The following is a 404-nucleotide window of genomic DNA, read 5'->3' on the forward strand; positions in this document are numbered from 1 at the left end:
GTCGAGCACCTCCCGGGCGCGGCCCTCCAGGGCGTAGCCGTCGAGTTCCTCGAACCGGGCCTGGACCTCGCCGTAGCGCTCCACCAGGGCGTCCATCTCGTCGGCCCGGTCCGGGTCGGCGAGCGCCGCGCCGAGTTCCGCCAGCTCGGCCGCCACCGTGCTCACCGGGCCGGCGCCGTCCATCACCTCGGTGACGACGCTGCGCCCGGCCATCTCGCCGACATCCTGGCTGAAATACCCGATGGTGATACCCCGGTCGGCCGCGACCTGGCCCTCGTCGGGCTGCTCCTGGCCGATGATCATCCGGAACAGGGTGGTCTTGCCGGCCCCGTTCGGACCCACGAGCCCGATCTTCTCGCCCCGCTGGAGCGCGGCCGAGGCCTCGATGAAGACGAGCTGGCGCC

At 72.8% G+C, this 404-nt stretch carries 1 protein-coding gene; it reads right to left on the minus strand.

What is annotated here, in order from left to right; genetic code table 11:
- The coding region (locus E4T88_RS19015) for an ATP-binding cassette domain-containing protein (RefSeq protein WP_135107594.1) at positions 1 to 404 on the minus strand (404 nt) is incomplete at both ends.

This window comes from Dysgonomonas mossii (assembly GCF_004569505.1).
GTDB lineage: Bacteria > Bacteroidota > Bacteroidia > Bacteroidales > Dysgonomonadaceae > Dysgonomonas.